Raw genomic sequence first — 14603 nt, forward strand, 5'->3', positions numbered from 1 at the left:
AAAACGTGCTGTATGAAAAACGGAGCCTTAAACCATGGCTACAATTATCGCTCAATAAGCTCGATTATGCGTTACTCGTAGCACTGTTAGGCTTCGTTATTTGGTTAACGCACCGAGCCGAGCTTGGGGTGAATTATAATTGGCGTTGGCAAGAAGCTTTTGCTCTGATTTTCACCCCAACGAGCCATGGTGCTATCCCTTATTTCTTTCAGGGGTTAGTTGCTACTTTGCGCTTAAGTGTCTGGGCGATGGTGCTGGCCCTTGTGTTAGGCACACTGCTTGGCGTAGCACGCCACTCTCATTTTTCGTGGTTCAGAATTCCGGCTAACGCTTTTGTGCAATTAGTTAGGAACATTCCGCCGCTGGTTTTCGTGTTCATTTTTTATTTTTTTGTCTCCAATCAACTGATCCCGTTGTTGGGCCTAGAAAACCTACTACGGGAACACCATGAGCCAACCAATGTCATTCAGCATTGGCTGTTTGGTCCTTCTCATCTATGGGAAAATTTGTTCTCTGGAATTGTGTGTATTGGGATGCTTTCATCGGCCTACATCGCTGAAGTTGTTCGTTCAGGTTTGGCCGGAATCGCTCAAGGTCAATGGGAAGCAGCGCACTCTTTAGGGCTGTCTCGATGGGTAAAATACCGATACATCATTGCCCCTCAAGTATTGACGGCGATCACGCCGGCTTTAGCTGGGCAAGCGATTTCTTTGGTCAAAGATTCTTCGATTGTATCGTTAATTTCAATTCAAGAAATGACGTTTGTTGGCACAGAAATCGCTAACTCTTCTGGGCTTATTTTTGAAATATGGTTGTTAGTGGGCGCTGCATACTTAGGTTTATGTTTAAGCCTATCTTTACTGTTTAGGCGGCTCGAGCTACGCAGTTTACGTCATCTCTCGCTTCATCACTCTAACTAGATAACACGGAATTTGTCAGCGTCAGTTGCGCAACCAATCAAAGAGAAGCAACACGTGATGAGAAACAAAATAAGAACGATGTTTAGCGATTGCGCCCCCATTATTGAGAATGAATATCAGTTAGAATCAATTTAACATGAATGTAAGAAGGTGAAACCATGATGCAACACGTTTCCGAATGGTTAGAAAAAGATCCCGATCCTAAAACTCGCCAAGAACTACAAGCACTAGTCGATCAGCATCAGTTAGATGAGATAAAAGCTCGCTTTCAATCACGCCTTGAGTTCGGCACCGCAGGTTTACGCGGCATGGTGGGATGCGGCCCTAATCGTATGAACCGCCTGGTAATTCAAGAAACGGCGACGGGTTTAGGGCACTACCTCATTCAACAAGTCAGCAATGCCAAAACACGTGGGGTGGTGATTGGCTATGATGGCCGGCCAGATTCTCAGCAATTTGCACATGATACCGCCTCCGTACTCGCCGCGCTGGGGATCAAAGTGTATCTCACGCATAAAGTGGCACCGACCCCAGTAGTCGCTTTTGGGGTAAAACACTTTAATGCCGCCGCCGCAGTCGTAGTCACCGCCAGTCACAACCCACCCGAATACAATGGCTTTAAGGTGTACTGGGAAAATGGCGCACAAATTATTCCTCCTCACGATTCAGGTATTGCAGCAGAAATCGACTTAGCGGCAACGCGAGCTATTTCTCTGATGCCGTTAGACAACGCGCACCAACAAGGCCTTTTGCAATGGCTAACAGAAGAGTATTACCAAACTTACCGTCGTACCCTCAATCAAAGCCCATTGTTGAACCACAACACTGCTCCGCAATGCCTTACCATTGCGTATACCGCGATGCATGGTGTCGGCGCTGAGATGGCTGAAACTTTGCTGCATGACGCTGGGTTTACCCATGTCATCAGTGTGAAAGAACAACGCGAACCAGATGGCCGTTTCCCGACCGTCAACTTCCCGAACCCTGAAGAGCCTGGGGCGATGGATATGGTCATCGCGCTAGCCCATGCCCAAAATGCCCAGTTGGCCTGCGCCAATGACCCAGATGCCGACCGATTTGCCGTTGCCGTACAACGCGCGGATGGTCAATACCAAATGCTGACTGGCGATCAAGTTGGCACACTATTTGGGGACTATTTGCTCTCCAAAACCGATGCCTCAAAGCAGTTGGTTGGCAATACCATCGTCTCATCCAGTTTACTCGGTAATATTGCGCAGGCAAAAGGTGCAAAATACTACCAAACCTTGACTGGCTTTAAATGGTTGACCAACGTGGCGATGCAACAACAAAGCGATGAACAGCAGTTCTTATTCGCCTATGAAGAAGCATTGGGTTACACCATAGGGCAAACCGTTTGGGATAAAGATGGCCTTTCGGCCATGGTGGCATTTGCACAACTAGCGGCCGAATTATACAGCCAAGGTAAGACTATTTGGGATCAACTCGAAACCATTTACCGCCAGCACGGTTTTTACATTAATGCACAACGCAGCATTAAGTTAGACCCTAACTCACCGCCGATCGGTGACAAGCTTCGCGCCACACCGCCAACGGAAATCGCCGGTAGAAAAGTGCTCATGACCGACGATCTCAAATCACTAACACGTTATATTGCCGATGGAACAACGCAAGCGATTCAACTTCCTGCTAGCGATGTATTGACCTATCACTTGGAAGGCGGAGCGAGAGTGATTGTGCGCCCGTCGGGCACTGAGCCTAAATTGAAATGCTATTACGAGGTCATCGGAGCCTTCGAAGCAGAAGAAGATTTCGCCAGCGCCGAGAAAAAAGCCGACGAGCAAATGGCGATGCTCATAGCAGAACACCAACACAGCTTGTAGCGCTCATTGCCAGACAAGCACAACGAAATAACAGGCCGTCTTCAATTCATTGTTGGCGGCATTTTTATTTCATCTGTTTAGGTGAACAATGCCTGCGACTACAACGATCTTTTCCCTCCAGTGGATGACAGTTGTATGCGCAATTTTGTACAATCGCTTGACCCAACCTTGTGGCTTGATAGATTCATCACTTCCAGCAAAGGAATTACTATGGATAGCACACTATTGAACCACATACATTTAGAACCTCGAGGTCGCCTCTTTGGGCAAGGCGCACTGGCCATGCTACCGCTGAGTATTGCCGTTTTACCATGGGGCTTATTGGCAGGATCATTTGCGATTGAAAGTGGCCTGACCGTATTAGAGAGCCAAGCACTCTCTGCGGTTTTATTTGCAGGCTCAGCGCAACTCGTCGCCACGGGGATGTTTAAAACAGGTGCAGGGCTGTTGACTCTGCTGATCACCACATTTTTCATCACTTCTCGCCATTTTCTCTACAGCGTTTCCATGCGCAGCAAAATCAGCCCACTCCCGACACGTTGGCGTTTAATTCTGGGTTTTCTGCTCACTGATGAGCTGTTTGCGGTCTGCGGACAACAAAATGAAAAACAGTTTAACCGTTGGTACGCGCTTGGTGCAGGTTTAAGCTTCTATTTAGTTTGGAATTTGGCCACACTGGTCGGCATTATTGCAGGCAGCTACATCCCCGCTTTAAACGAGTTGGGGTTGGAATTTGCAGTCGCGGCTACTTTTATCGCCATTGTCATTCCGAACATTAAAAACATACCGATACTCGTTGCTGTCATCACTGCCCTAGTGTTATCGGTAAGCCTGACTCTTTGGCAAGTTGAAGGTAGCTTAATGCTAGCAAGCATTGGCGCAATGTGTGCAGGTTATGTTTCTGAAGTTTTACTCTGTTCGAGCAGGAGGAACCAACGATGATTCTGCTTTCTATCCTCGCCATGACCGCTTTGGTCTTTATGAGCCGTTATCTGTTCTTAGAGCCTAAATTACCGCTGCGTCTCAACCCAGTTATCCAGCGCTTACTCACTTATTCTAGCCCTGCCGTATTAACTGCTATTTGGGCTCCGATTGTGTTCCTGCCAGAGCAAACACTTTGGCTTGATCGCCATAATCCCTACTTGTGGGCCGCAGCATTAGCGGGGCTGATTGCATGGAAAACCAAGAATGTCCTGCTGACCACGATCATCAGCATGGCGACTTTCTTTTTGCTAAATTTAACGCTCTTAGCCCATTAAAGACAGAGGCTGCGGTGAATACTGATAATAACCGCAGCCCGAATAGCGCAAATCAGTTTTATTGCGCTAGCCATTCAATCTCGATTAAGGTCTGCTCTCCACATTTAAGACGCCCTAAAAAGAGATCGCCACAATGAACTTCTCCAACTCCTTGTGGCGTTCCGGTCATCACAACGTCACCATCACGCAGTGATGTGTAAGATTTCAGCTCTTCTAAAATGATGGCGGGTGAATAGATCATTTGGTTTACACCGCCGCACTGAACCCGAACACAGTTGATGAATAGCTCTAACTGCAACTTATTGATATCGATACCATGCAGTGGCACAAATCGGCTAAGTACAGCCGAACCATCAAATGCTTTCGCCCTCTCCCAAGGTAAACCTTTTGCTTTAAGCTGAGATTGCAGTACCCGCTTAGTCAGATCTAACCCCAAACCAACCGCGCTATATTGACCTTTTTTGATCAAAAAACAAATTTCAGCTTCATAGTGAAGCGTCTCTTGGTGAAACGAGGATAGAGTGGTTGTGATGCTCGTATTGGGTTTATTAAACACCACCATTTGTTCTGGCATTGTGTTATTAAGCTCTTGAATATGTTCAATATAGTTCCGTCCAACACACAACACTTTAGACGGGGTTATCTTCTGTTTATCCAAACGAACCGAATACATATACTCTTCCTTGAGATGACTAAGATCGTCGAGTTTACCTCATCTACAGCGCGAGTGAATGGATTTGCATCTTCATTAGATAAAAGTAAGATCTTCGACTCAAAATTCATGGCACCTTGACTATTTTGAACATCACTACATAACATTCTCTTTAATAAATCATCAATAAAAACAACATGTAAACATCATGAATCAGTAATTAAACATTCATTTAAAACATCTACTTTACTCACATCAAACCGTTCGAGCACTGAAGCTCATTGATTATGGATAAGGTAAATAAAATGAAAAAAGCAACAATCGCAACCGCAATTCTTACAGCATTGGTATCAGGTTCTTCTTTTGCTGCGACCGTTTACAAAGCGGATGGAAATGAGCTTAAAGTTGGTGGACGTGCAGAATTTCGTGGCGATTTCGGTGGTGATGACAAAGGCAAAGAAATTGAAGGCACGATGAAAAACAAAAGCCGGGCGCGTTTGAACATTACAGGCTCAACAGAAATCTCTGACTCTTTGAAAGGTTTTGCAACCTATGAAGCAGAGCAAACGGTTAATTCCTCCGCCAGCAACGATAAGAATTCTGATTTCAACCAACGTTACCTATTTGCAGGTTTACAAGCTGATTTTGGTGCTATTTCTGTCGGCCGCCAAGATACGGCTGGCGTGCAAATTTCTCAAATGTCAGACATCGGTACTTATACTGGCGCTCAAAAAGAGTTCATCAACGCAGGTAATGAGCAAATCAACAACACCTTCCTCTACGCAGCTACATTTGATGCCCTCAATGTGAAAGCAAGCTTTATTGCAGGCGAAGAAAAAGACACCGATGGCATTGGTCTTTCTGCAATTTATAACTTACCTATCGGCCTTGGTTTAGGCTTGGGCTACGCAAGCAACGATAATGGCACAGGCCAAGGTGCGGCGAATCAAATTATTGCCGGTGTAAATTACACGTTGGACGATTTGTACTTAGGCCTGACCTATACACAAGGGGATTTGGACGATAAAGCGAAGAGCGAATTCAACGGGATTGAATTTGCTGCGCAATACAAAATCACAAGTAACTTCCGCTTGATTGGGGTGTATCAAAAAACGGAAAATGAAACTGCAAACGTCACAACGACGAAAAGTGATTTTGCTGAGTTGACAGGGCGTTATGATTTCAATAAATCAATCTACACTTACGTTGCCTACAAAATGAACAACCTAGATAAAAAAGACCTCGGCACTGCGTATGATGCAAAAGACTCTATTCGCCTAGGCCTACGTTACAACTTCTAATTTCAATCATACGAACGCATATACTCCCTAAGGATATCATCCTTTTGGCCAAGCACTCGCTTGGCTTTTTTATTTGACGGCATTGCACCACAATGAAACACATTGCACTAGGCTAGACCATCCCTCATAGAGCAAATAATATAATTTCATTATTTTTCAATAAGTTAAATTTGGCACACAACCTGCTATGTAATAAGTACAAATGCATGGCAGCGTTTGTGCTTCTTTTCAGTGCTAAGGCAGAGCACTGGCCGTTCATGTTCTTTCGCCCTCTTTTTAGGGGGCTTTTTTTATCCCATCACCACAGCCCATACGCAAAATGTTTGGCGTTTCAGACAAGTGGAAATCAGCAGGGATAACACTTGCTCAAATTTATTGAACCACTCCATTCATTTCAGAGATTGGTTTAACGCTGATAAGTCAGTATGATTCAACGACTTTTTCTATAGCCCTCTTCTCTATGACCAAAATACTTCACCACCCAATCCAAGGGGCAAGTTGGATGCTAATCGCAGGCCTCGCCTTTGCGATAGTCAATAGCCTTGCTCAAGTCGCCAGTATCAATTATGGCCTGTCATCTACCACGGTGGCGCTGGTTCAATATGCCATCGCGTTAGTCGTTATTTTGCCGTATTTATCAACGTTAGGGATCCGCTACTCGCTGCGCACCGAGCATTTAAGCATGCATATTTTCCGTGTGTTTTTATCTGTGATTGGCATACAACTCTGGTTATGGGCACTCGCCTATCCCGTACCCATTTGGCAAGGTATTGCACTGCTGATGATCTCTCCTCTGTTTGCCACGATTGGCTCAGGCCTTTTTTTAAAAGAGAAAGTGGGTACAGCACGCTGGGGAGCAACATTAACTGGCTTTGTCGGAGCGATGATCATCCTTGAACCTTGGGCTGACGATTTCAACTGGGCATCGTTGCTGCCTGTTGGCGCGGCATTTTTTTGGGCTTGTTACTCTTTGATGGTGAAAAAACTGTCTGCCCATGACTCACCGTCTACTATGGTGGTCTACCTTTTGGTACTGATCACACCGTTCAATCTACTGCTCGCTTTACCAGATTGGCAAACACCTCAAGGGAGCACTCTATGGCTCATATTGCTTTTTGCGGGTGCGATGACAGCACTGGCTCAATGGGCGATCGTTAAAGCCTATGCGGTGGCAGATGCGTCTTTTGTGCAACCTTTTGATCACGCGAAGCTGCCACTGAATGTTTTGGCGGGTTGGTTAGTGTTTGGCTGGGCACCACCCGGGCGATTATGGCTTGGCGCTGCCATCATTATCGCTTCAGTGGCCTTTATTACTCATTGGGAAACAAAAAAATCTTCGCGTTGAAATAAAAAGTCACTCAACTCTTTCCTATTCTCTAAGCAATGCTTCTTGAGGAAAACACGATGGCAAAACCGATAAAAATCACACTATACCGATGGGCTGGAAGTTGGGGTCCATTTAAAGTCACCATCCCTTGCGGCGAGTGTACGCTCACCAAGGACATTTTGACTGACACCTTCAATAATGAACTGGAGGGCATTCCCATCGAGTTAGAAGTCAAAGACTGGCTATCGTACTGGTGGGAACCCTTGAAACTTGGCGCATGGCACGCCCCAATATTGGTCGTTGAAGGTAAAGTGATCAGCCAAGGAGAAGCGTTAAATCGAGGTGTTTTGGTTCAATCGGTGATCAAAGAGTGGGCACAACGTGACGAGTTAACTGGCAATATTGTGTATGGAAAAGCCACTTGCCCGTACTGCGTCAAAGCAAAGAAATTGCTGGATGAAGCGGGAATTCAATACACCTATCATGATGTCGTCAAAGAAAGTGCGGCGCTGTACCGGATGATCCCAGAAGTTAAAGCCATCATTGGTCAAAAAACGCCCGTCACCGTGCCACAAATTTGGCTAGAAAGCCGCTATATCGGCGGGTGTGATAAATTGGAAGATTGGCTAACCAAAAAAAGTCAGTAGTGCCCCAGAGCATCTGGTTACTTTAGAAGAAAAAGTACTGACGCCTCAGAAACCGCCGACTCTTTAGTCAGTAATGGTATACGGGCTCTTTGTGGACGAATGGTGGACGAATTTGCACAGTCATTTTTACCCCAGTAAATAAAGCAAAGCCCCAGCTTGTTACCAAGCTAGGGCTTTTTAATTCTTAGGCATTCACTATTTGCTGAATTTCTTCACTAGCGTTTTAATGAAAGACTTTTTCTTTGCTTGTGGTTTGCCATGCATTGCATCATACATCGCTTTTTTTGCGATCAGTTGACCAACGTAAGCACCACCTAATTCATAACCCATGAATCACCTCAACATGTAATTTATTTACCTAACGAGGTGTATATTAGTCCAAAAAAGAACAAAAACAAGACTTGAGTCACAAAATAAAGTAATTAATTTTCAGTTAACCGCGTTTAGGCTGCTTATAGGTTTTACCAGCAGCCAAGTAAGTTTCTTTCTGCTTAACTTCAAACATGGTTTCAAAAAACCAAGCAACAAACTTAATAACATCATCGCCTTCATTCATAATGTGTTCGACAAACTCTTCTTCTTCACCTTGCTCATTTTCTTGCAACACGACGTGGTAAATGCGTTGCTCCCCATCCACTTCGGCTAAAGCAAACTGACCCACTAACGATAAGGCTGCTTCAGCAATATCTTGATCTTCAAATACTTTCAGCATATCTAACGCTTGAGGAAGTGTTTTTTGCTCGCACAAGCTTTTGACTAATGCTTGAAATTCATCTTGTTGCATTGATTTTTCCGTCGAATTAATGTCGCCGAGATTATACCTCAAATTATTTCTCTTGTGCCGACATGTACGATGTAAATGCACCACTAGACCTAAACCGCTTCAAACCGGAAGGGTATAAATAGCATTAAGCGAATTTGGTTTGACGTAAGCGATAGGAAGAACACAACACCAAAAACATAGCGCAACTGGTTGCTAAATAGAACCAGCCTAGCGACATCTGACTCGTGATCCATCTTTCCACCAAGTATCCCCCTAAAAATCCAGCTAAACACATTTGAATGGAGCCAGATAGAGCCGCAACGGAGCCCGCTTGAGTTTTGTGTGGCCCGAGCAGCATGCTGGTGGATAATGGAAATGAGATACCTTGCGCAATCGTTAACCAAGTAAATCCCCACACTAAATTGAACACGCTCATCGGTGTTATCAGTAACCAAACACCGGCAAAAGCCATAATGACAATCGCCAAAGCAAGTAAACGTTGGGATGAAAAACGATCATTGAGTAAGTTAACGGCAACACTGCCTATCATCAAACCCGCGGAAGGGACGATCATTACGGTTCCATAATCGGCGGCCGTTAACCCCAACTTGTTTTGCAAAAGAAAAGGCAGCACCGACAGAGTCACTAAGCTAGATAAATAGCTGATCCAGTTGTAACTGGCGCTGGTCAGCACTTGGGAATTTTTCAAGAGTAGCAAGTAGTTATGCAATACGGCCTTCGGTTGAAACCGATGTTTCGCGTATGGCAACGTTTCTGGCAATATCCACCAACCTAAAATAAAAATGGTACAGATATACACTAATACGAACACAAACACGGACTGCCAACTTAAATGAAAGGCAAGCCACCCACCGAGCACAGGGGCAATAATTGGCATAATTGAGGCAGTGATGGCGATGTAAGAAAGCGCCTTTGTTAATTGCAGACCATCATAACTGTCACGCAGCACACTGCGGCCAAGAACAGAAGCACTTCCCGCGCCAAGCCCTTGCAGTAGGCGACCAGCAGCCAACGCATGAAAATTATCCGAAAAACAGACACACAATACTGTACCGGCCAAGTAGATCCCCTGCCCGAGTAAAAATGTCGGGCGTCTACCAACCGCATCAGACAATGGCCCGTAAAAAAGCTGTGACATTCCAAACGCCACTAAAAAGAGCGTGACGAGCCATTGAATACTGGCTTGGTCAACCATTAAGTCTCGGCTGATCAACGGCAGTGCAGGTAAATAGATGCTCACCCCAACTTGGCCCGTGGCAATGATCATCATCGCCAATAACATCGGCGTCTTTTTAAATGGTGTGCTAGCGAGAGTTTTCATGGGTTGCTAAGTGAGCTCTTATCGTCGGTAGATGTGGTGTCAAAATACGTTTTCAGTATATATTGGCAACTCAGATTTGATAATAAAGCACTCAGGAAATGAATTAGTTCCAATGAGGAATGAGTAGGGTAACGATGGATTGGATACAAAATGTTAAAACATACATGCGAGTGGTTGAAGAAGGCAGCTTTAACGGCGCGGCACGTAAGCTCAATACCACCAGCTCAGCCATCAGTAAACGAGTACATTGGCTGGAAGAGAAAATTGGCGTGCAGTTACTTAAGCGCACCACACGAACGGTGACACAAACCGAAGCGGGTGCTCTCTTTTATGAGCGAGCAAAAGCACAACTTGAAAGTTGGCAATCAGTGGTTGATGAAACACGATCTGTCAGCCAAACTCCCGCTGGCCTGCTAAAAATTGGGGCGACACTCTCTGTGGGCTCAAAATTTTTGGTGCAGTATTTAGATGAATTTCTACAGCGCTACCCTGACATTCGAATCCAACTGACCACAACAACTCCGGGGCAATTGCCCGAACTTCACCTTGATTTATTCATCAGCCGAGAAATTGACCAACTCAATTCCCTCAGTTTTAAAGCCTCACCCCTATTTGAACATAGGGCCGGCTTTTATGCTTCTCCTAACTATATTGAAAAATATGGTATGCCCAAATCTGCCGAACAGCTTCAACAGCACAATGTCTTGATTTGGGGAGAACACACAACGCGCGAATTAAAAACCTCAACGGGCAAACGCCTATCGTTATCGGGTAATTTCGCGACAACCAATCCAGAAGCACTTTTCTATGCAGGCAAAAATGGCATGGGAGTGATTGTCACCAACGACGTGATGGTCAAAGAAGAGCTACGTTTGGGCAATCTGGTACGTTTGCTACCCGATATCACCGTTGATCAAGCAACGGTTTACGCTTATTACCCTAAACTTGATTATCAACACACTCGAACTCATTTATTTCTCAACTACTTAAAAGAAAAATTAACGAATGAAGCTAGGTAACTAAATTGGGGTTACGTCTATTTCCATCACACAATTGTCCACCAGAGCAAATTTATCCTAGACAAAAAAGTACTCATAAAACTCTGCAACTAAGCCGCTGAATAACCAATATTTTATTTTTTGCGTCTCAAGTACCCATCATTGCGAGTGGCAAAACTGCGCAATGTCGACCATAGTCACTAAGTGCATATTCTAAAAAAACAGAGTACGACATATGACTAAAACATCATTGGCTAGGGATGCAGTTAGTCTAAACACCATTAACGAGCTCATGCTGCTCGATGGCTCTGAGTTACATGATCGAGCCACATTGGTGCTGCATACACATTTTCAAACCTGCTGTACATGCATCGTCGAGTTAGACAAATGGCATTACAGAGCTCACACCTTATCTCATGCTGGTGAGACGCCAGACAACAACGACACGGGTTATCCGCTCAGGGGAACACCGTGTGAGCAAGTGTGGAAATCAAAACAGGAATACTGTCTGTTTCCATCACAAGTGACCAAAATTTTTCCTGATGACAAGTTTCTAATTGAAAATAAGATTGATGCCTATATCGGTATTCCCCTACGTGCCAAGAATGGCGAAATACTCGGAATGCTCGTGTCTACCTTCTATTCTCCCATCGAAGATGAGGAATTCGTGATTGGCTACCACCGAATCATTGCGAACATAGTCGTTCACAGTCTGCGCAATAAGTGGTTGAGCGAACGCTCTGACAGCTTGGTTAATCAACTTAGTTACGAAGTTTCTCACGACAACCTGACCGATTTAATGAACCGCAGTTATCTAGCTGACAAATTAGAACGCTTAGTTGAAACAACCAATGAACCGTTTACTCTTGCTTATTTAGACATCGATAATTTTAAATCGATCAATGACTTATATGGGCACTATATTGGCGACCAAATCATTAAGTTTGTGGCTAATGCCATCATTCAAAGCGTTCCGGAAGAGAATTTGGCATTTCGAATCGCTGGGGATGAATATGCGTTTATCACCTTCTCTAATGATCCGTTGCAAATCTGCCGCTGTATATTGGATAAGCTAAATACAGGTTATGTCGATGCATCACATCGCATTAAAATTAGCTTAAGCATTGGCATTTCAAGGAAAACTCAAGAGACAATCACGGCCGATCAACTGATACTCAATGCCTGTTTAGCACTCAAAGAGTGTAAGCAAACTCGCGGCAGTAATATCCGTTGCTATGATACCCATCTGAGTGACCAATACCATCGTCAAACCCAAATCACAGAAGCTCTACGCCGTGAACTCAATAAGTTAACCAGTAAAAATAGTGAGCTATTTGTGGTGGCGCAACCGATCGTCAGTCGTCACCAAGAACAGTGGAACTATTTTGAGATTCTCACTCGCTGGAATAGCGAAACTCTGGGTGCGATTTCACCGATTGAGTTTATCGATACTGCTGAGCAGTCAGGTTTAATTGTGGAATTAGGAGAACGCATTGTTGAGCTGGCATGCCTAGCAAAAGTTGAGCTAGAGGAGGGCTTAGGCTACAAGGTAAAATTAGGACTTAACTGTTCGGCACATGAACTGATCAACTCCAAGCGCTATCTCGAACACTTAATGCAAACCATTACTCAATACGGCTTTGAGCCTAATGAATTCACAATTGAGCTCACCGAAACAGTACTACTTTCACAAACCAGTGAAGTTAGATACATCTTAGATAAGCTCAGACTACTTGGTTTTACCATCGCGCTTGATGACTTTGGCACTGGCTATTCGAGCTTGAATTACATCCATAGCTACCCCATCGATTGCATTAAAATTGATGCCACTTTTATCAAAAACATGGTGTGTAACGAAACAGCGGAGCGCGTAGTTTGGTTGATTATTCAATTGGCAAATCAACTTCGAGTTGATCTCGTCGCAGAAGGGGTGGAGAACCAAGAAGCTCTGGAGAAACTCTATGCTATGGGCTGTGAACAGATCCAAGGTTACTATTTTTCAAAGCCAGAAACACCGCACTCTATCGTGACTCACTGGAACAACATGAGCCATGTACGGCGCGCATAAAAAACCCTCACTCTGAAAGTGAGGGATTACTAATATCCATTATGCTATCACATTAAGACTCTTGGTCAGCCGAAGACTCATTGGTGGCATACCGCAGTTCTTGCTGCTGAAGCATAGAATCGAGTTCATTACGCCTTGCAACAAACCCCGCCATCTCTTTTTTAGGCACTGAGTTTGCCATTGGTATGTTGGCGGTCATGGCATTCACTGCGCGATCTCGAACCATCAGCTCATAATGCAGATGAGGCCCAGTGACTCGGCCCGATTGCCCAGATAAACCGATCCGCTCACCTCGCGATACTTTCTGACCTTTACGCACTAAAATTTTACTCAAATGCAAATAGCGTGTTTTGTAAGTACTGCCATGTTGTATCACCACGTAATTACCCGCATAAGGGTGCTTACGCGTCATGATCACCGTACCATCGCCAGTCGAGAATACCGGAGTACCGACTGGTACACCAAAATCAGTACCATTGTGCGGAGCCACTCTTTTTGTGACTGGGTGCAGGCGATGCGCATCAAAGTTAGAGGTAATGCGTTTATTTGTCGTCGGATAGCGTTGAAATGCGCGCTGTAAACTATCGCCATTTTTGTCATAGTACTGCCCATCACGGTGTAAATAAGCAGAAACGTCTTTGCCTCGACTGTAGATTTTAATCGCTTGGATTTCACGATTGCCCGTCAATTTCTCACCGACAAATTGACGAGATTGAACCACTTCAAATCGATCGCCAACCCTAAGATCACGAGAGAAATTGAGTTTATCTTTAAGTAAAGAAACGATCTGTTCTATCTCAGCGCTGCCTAACCCTATCGAATTGACCGACTGAGAAAAGCTGCCTTGAATCTCGCCAACCATGGCGAACTCTTTCCATACACCCGGTATTTTAACATCTTGAAACTCATAGGTACCATCATCTAAACGTGAATATACCGCGCGCTCGACTAGGCTAAATTCTAGCTCCATTTTGGAAAGCGCATTTCCATTTTGCGCTTTCCAAAACCTGAGGATGTTGCCAGGTTTTAACGTATCCAATGCGAGGTAGTTTAAATCGGTTTCCATAATCTTCATCAAGTCTTGGTAACCAAAGCCAAGTTGATTAAAGATAGTACTTAAATTGTCACCAGATTTAATCTCATATTCAAAATCCGGAAGATTTTTTACCTCAATAGCATCAGATAAAATCGACTGAACAATTTGAGTTTCGGTAATAGAGAGCTCAATTTGGCGCTGTAAGGAGCTATCCTGAATAGACGAGGAAAATGCGATGGCCGCGACAATCGGTAGGCCAATAATCGACGCTTTTTTTGGAAGTGAAAGCTCAGAAAAGCGCAGAATGAGAGAACGAGGAAGCACTATCTATCCTGTGGATTAAGTCAAAAGAGCCTCAAGATTAAGACTTTCTGTTTCAAAAGTCACCTATATCGTGTGATTCTATGGTCAAAAAAGGCACCGGAGTG

The 14603-nt window shown here is 44.5% G+C and carries 14 protein-coding genes; 9 read left to right on the top strand and 5 right to left on the bottom strand.

The features are described from left to right. The first annotated feature begins 5 nt into the window (after nucleotides 1-5). From DD616_RS01745 to DD616_RS01760, 4 genes are all read left to right on the top strand, one after another. Nucleotides 6-920 carry an amino acid ABC transporter permease gene (locus tag DD616_RS01745; protein WP_370685850.1) on the top strand — a complete coding sequence of 305 codons (915 nt, stop codon included), beginning with the start codon at nucleotides 6-8 and terminating at the stop codon, nucleotides 918-920. Between the two features lie 158 nt (nucleotides 921-1078). Then, nucleotides 1079-2782 (top strand): phospho-sugar mutase, encoded by a 1704-nt coding sequence (locus tag DD616_RS01750; protein ID WP_208871606.1) that lies wholly within the window; start codon nucleotides 1079-1081, stop codon nucleotides 2780-2782. Nucleotides 2783-2992: 210 nt separating this feature from the next. Continuing rightward, on the top strand, nucleotides 2993-3724 hold the full coding sequence (locus DD616_RS01755; RefSeq protein ID WP_208871671.1) for an AzlC family ABC transporter permease: 732 nt from the start codon (nucleotides 2993-2995) through the stop codon (nucleotides 3722-3724). Then, the gene (locus tag DD616_RS01760; protein WP_013868095.1) at nucleotides 3721-4041 is read left to right on the top strand and encodes an AzlD domain-containing protein; all 321 of its coding nucleotides are present in this window, start codon (nucleotides 3721-3723) and stop codon (nucleotides 4039-4041) included. Before DD616_RS01755 ends, DD616_RS01760 begins: the two co-directional genes overlap by 4 nt. A gap of 58 nt (nucleotides 4042-4099) precedes the next feature. Here DD616_RS01760 and DD616_RS01765 read toward each other — a convergent pair whose 3' ends face one another. Next, nucleotides 4100-4714, bottom strand: coding sequence for a fumarylacetoacetate hydrolase family protein (locus tag DD616_RS01765; protein WP_017047416.1), 615 nt, complete (start codon nucleotides 4712-4714; stop codon nucleotides 4100-4102). A gap of 284 nt (nucleotides 4715-4998) precedes the next feature. Here DD616_RS01765 and DD616_RS01770 point away from each other — a divergent pair, with 284 nt between their 5' ends. From DD616_RS01770 to DD616_RS01780, 3 genes are all read left to right on the top strand, one after another. Further along, nucleotides 4999-5994 carry a porin gene (locus DD616_RS01770; RefSeq protein WP_208871607.1) on the top strand — a complete coding sequence of 332 codons (996 nt, stop codon included), beginning with the start codon at nucleotides 4999-5001 and terminating at the stop codon, nucleotides 5992-5994. 460 nt (nucleotides 5995-6454) lie between these two features. Then, the gene (locus tag DD616_RS01775) at nucleotides 6455-7339 is read left to right on the top strand and encodes a DMT family transporter (protein ID WP_094163311.1); all 885 of its coding nucleotides are present in this window, start codon (nucleotides 6455-6457) and stop codon (nucleotides 7337-7339) included. 59 nt (nucleotides 7340-7398) lie between these two features. Continuing rightward, nucleotides 7399-7968 (top strand): glutaredoxin domain-containing protein, encoded by a 570-nt coding sequence (locus DD616_RS01780; protein ID WP_010320515.1) that lies wholly within the window; start codon nucleotides 7399-7401, stop codon nucleotides 7966-7968. A gap of 195 nt (nucleotides 7969-8163) precedes the next feature. Here DD616_RS01780 and DD616_RS17425 read toward each other — a convergent pair whose 3' ends face one another. The 3 genes from DD616_RS17425 to DD616_RS01790 form a co-directional block, all read right to left on the bottom strand. Continuing rightward, nucleotides 8164-8298 carry a hypothetical protein gene (locus tag DD616_RS17425; protein ID WP_013868100.1) on the bottom strand — a complete coding sequence of 45 codons (135 nt, stop codon included), beginning with the start codon at nucleotides 8296-8298 and terminating at the stop codon, nucleotides 8164-8166. Nucleotides 8299-8401: 103 nt separating this feature from the next. Next, entirely contained in the window at nucleotides 8402-8752 is a 351-nt protein-coding gene (locus DD616_RS01785; protein WP_026027570.1) for a hypothetical protein, read from the bottom strand. Between the two features lie 124 nt (nucleotides 8753-8876). Continuing rightward, nucleotides 8877-10073, bottom strand: coding sequence for a multidrug effflux MFS transporter (locus tag DD616_RS01790; protein WP_013868102.1), 1197 nt, complete (start codon nucleotides 10071-10073; stop codon nucleotides 8877-8879). Between the two features lie 134 nt (nucleotides 10074-10207). Here DD616_RS01790 and DD616_RS01795 point away from each other — a divergent pair, with 134 nt between their 5' ends. After that, the gene (locus tag DD616_RS01795) at nucleotides 10208-11092 is read left to right on the top strand and encodes a LysR family transcriptional regulator (protein WP_026027569.1); all 885 of its coding nucleotides are present in this window, start codon (nucleotides 10208-10210) and stop codon (nucleotides 11090-11092) included. Between the two features lie 214 nt (nucleotides 11093-11306). Then, on the top strand, nucleotides 11307-13139 hold the full coding sequence (locus DD616_RS01800) for a putative bifunctional diguanylate cyclase/phosphodiesterase (protein WP_105976710.1): 1833 nt from the start codon (nucleotides 11307-11309) through the stop codon (nucleotides 13137-13139). 52 nt (nucleotides 13140-13191) lie between these two features. On the opposite strand, the gene shyA is transcribed toward DD616_RS01800, so the two are convergent. Then, nucleotides 13192-14499 (bottom strand): peptidoglycan DD-endopeptidase ShyA, encoded by a 1308-nt coding sequence (shyA, locus tag DD616_RS01805; protein ID WP_208871608.1) that lies wholly within the window; start codon nucleotides 14497-14499, stop codon nucleotides 13192-13194. Between the last annotated feature and the right edge of the window lie 104 nt (nucleotides 14500-14603).

It is taken from the genome of Vibrio anguillarum, assembly GCF_003390515.1.
GTDB lineage: Bacteria > Pseudomonadota > Gammaproteobacteria > Enterobacterales > Vibrionaceae > Vibrio > Vibrio anguillarum.

Excerpts from the sequence above, each read along its gene's own strand:
- DD616_RS01750 (WP_208871606.1), top strand. The coding sequence starts at position 1,079 with ATGATGCAACACGTTTCCGAATGGTTAGAAAAAGATCCCGATCCTAAA.
- DD616_RS01755 (WP_208871671.1), top strand. The coding sequence starts at position 2,993 with ATGGATAGCACACTATTGAACCACATACATTTAGAACCTCGAGGTCGC.
- DD616_RS01760 (WP_013868095.1), top strand. The coding sequence starts at position 3,721 with ATGATTCTGCTTTCTATCCTCGCCATGACCGCTTTGGTCTTTATGAGC.
- DD616_RS01765 (WP_017047416.1), bottom strand. The coding sequence starts at position 4,714 with ATGTATTCGGTTCGTTTGGATAAACAGAAGATAACCCCGTCTAAAGTG.
- DD616_RS01770 (WP_208871607.1), top strand. The coding sequence starts at position 4,999 with ATGAAAAAAGCAACAATCGCAACCGCAATTCTTACAGCATTGGTATCA.
- DD616_RS01775 (WP_094163311.1), top strand. The coding sequence starts at position 6,455 with ATGACCAAAATACTTCACCACCCAATCCAAGGGGCAAGTTGGATGCTA.
- DD616_RS01780 (WP_010320515.1), top strand. The coding sequence starts at position 7,399 with ATGGCAAAACCGATAAAAATCACACTATACCGATGGGCTGGAAGTTGG.
- DD616_RS17425 (WP_013868100.1), bottom strand. The coding sequence starts at position 8,298 with ATGGGTTATGAATTAGGTGGTGCTTACGTTGGTCAACTGATCGCAAAA.
- DD616_RS01785 (WP_026027570.1), bottom strand. The coding sequence starts at position 8,752 with ATGCAACAAGATGAATTTCAAGCATTAGTCAAAAGCTTGTGCGAGCAA.
- DD616_RS01790 (WP_013868102.1), bottom strand. The coding sequence starts at position 10,073 with ATGAAAACTCTCGCTAGCACACCATTTAAAAAGACGCCGATGTTATTG.
- DD616_RS01795 (WP_026027569.1), top strand. The coding sequence starts at position 10,208 with ATGGATTGGATACAAAATGTTAAAACATACATGCGAGTGGTTGAAGAA.
- DD616_RS01800 (WP_105976710.1), top strand. The coding sequence starts at position 11,307 with ATGACTAAAACATCATTGGCTAGGGATGCAGTTAGTCTAAACACCATT.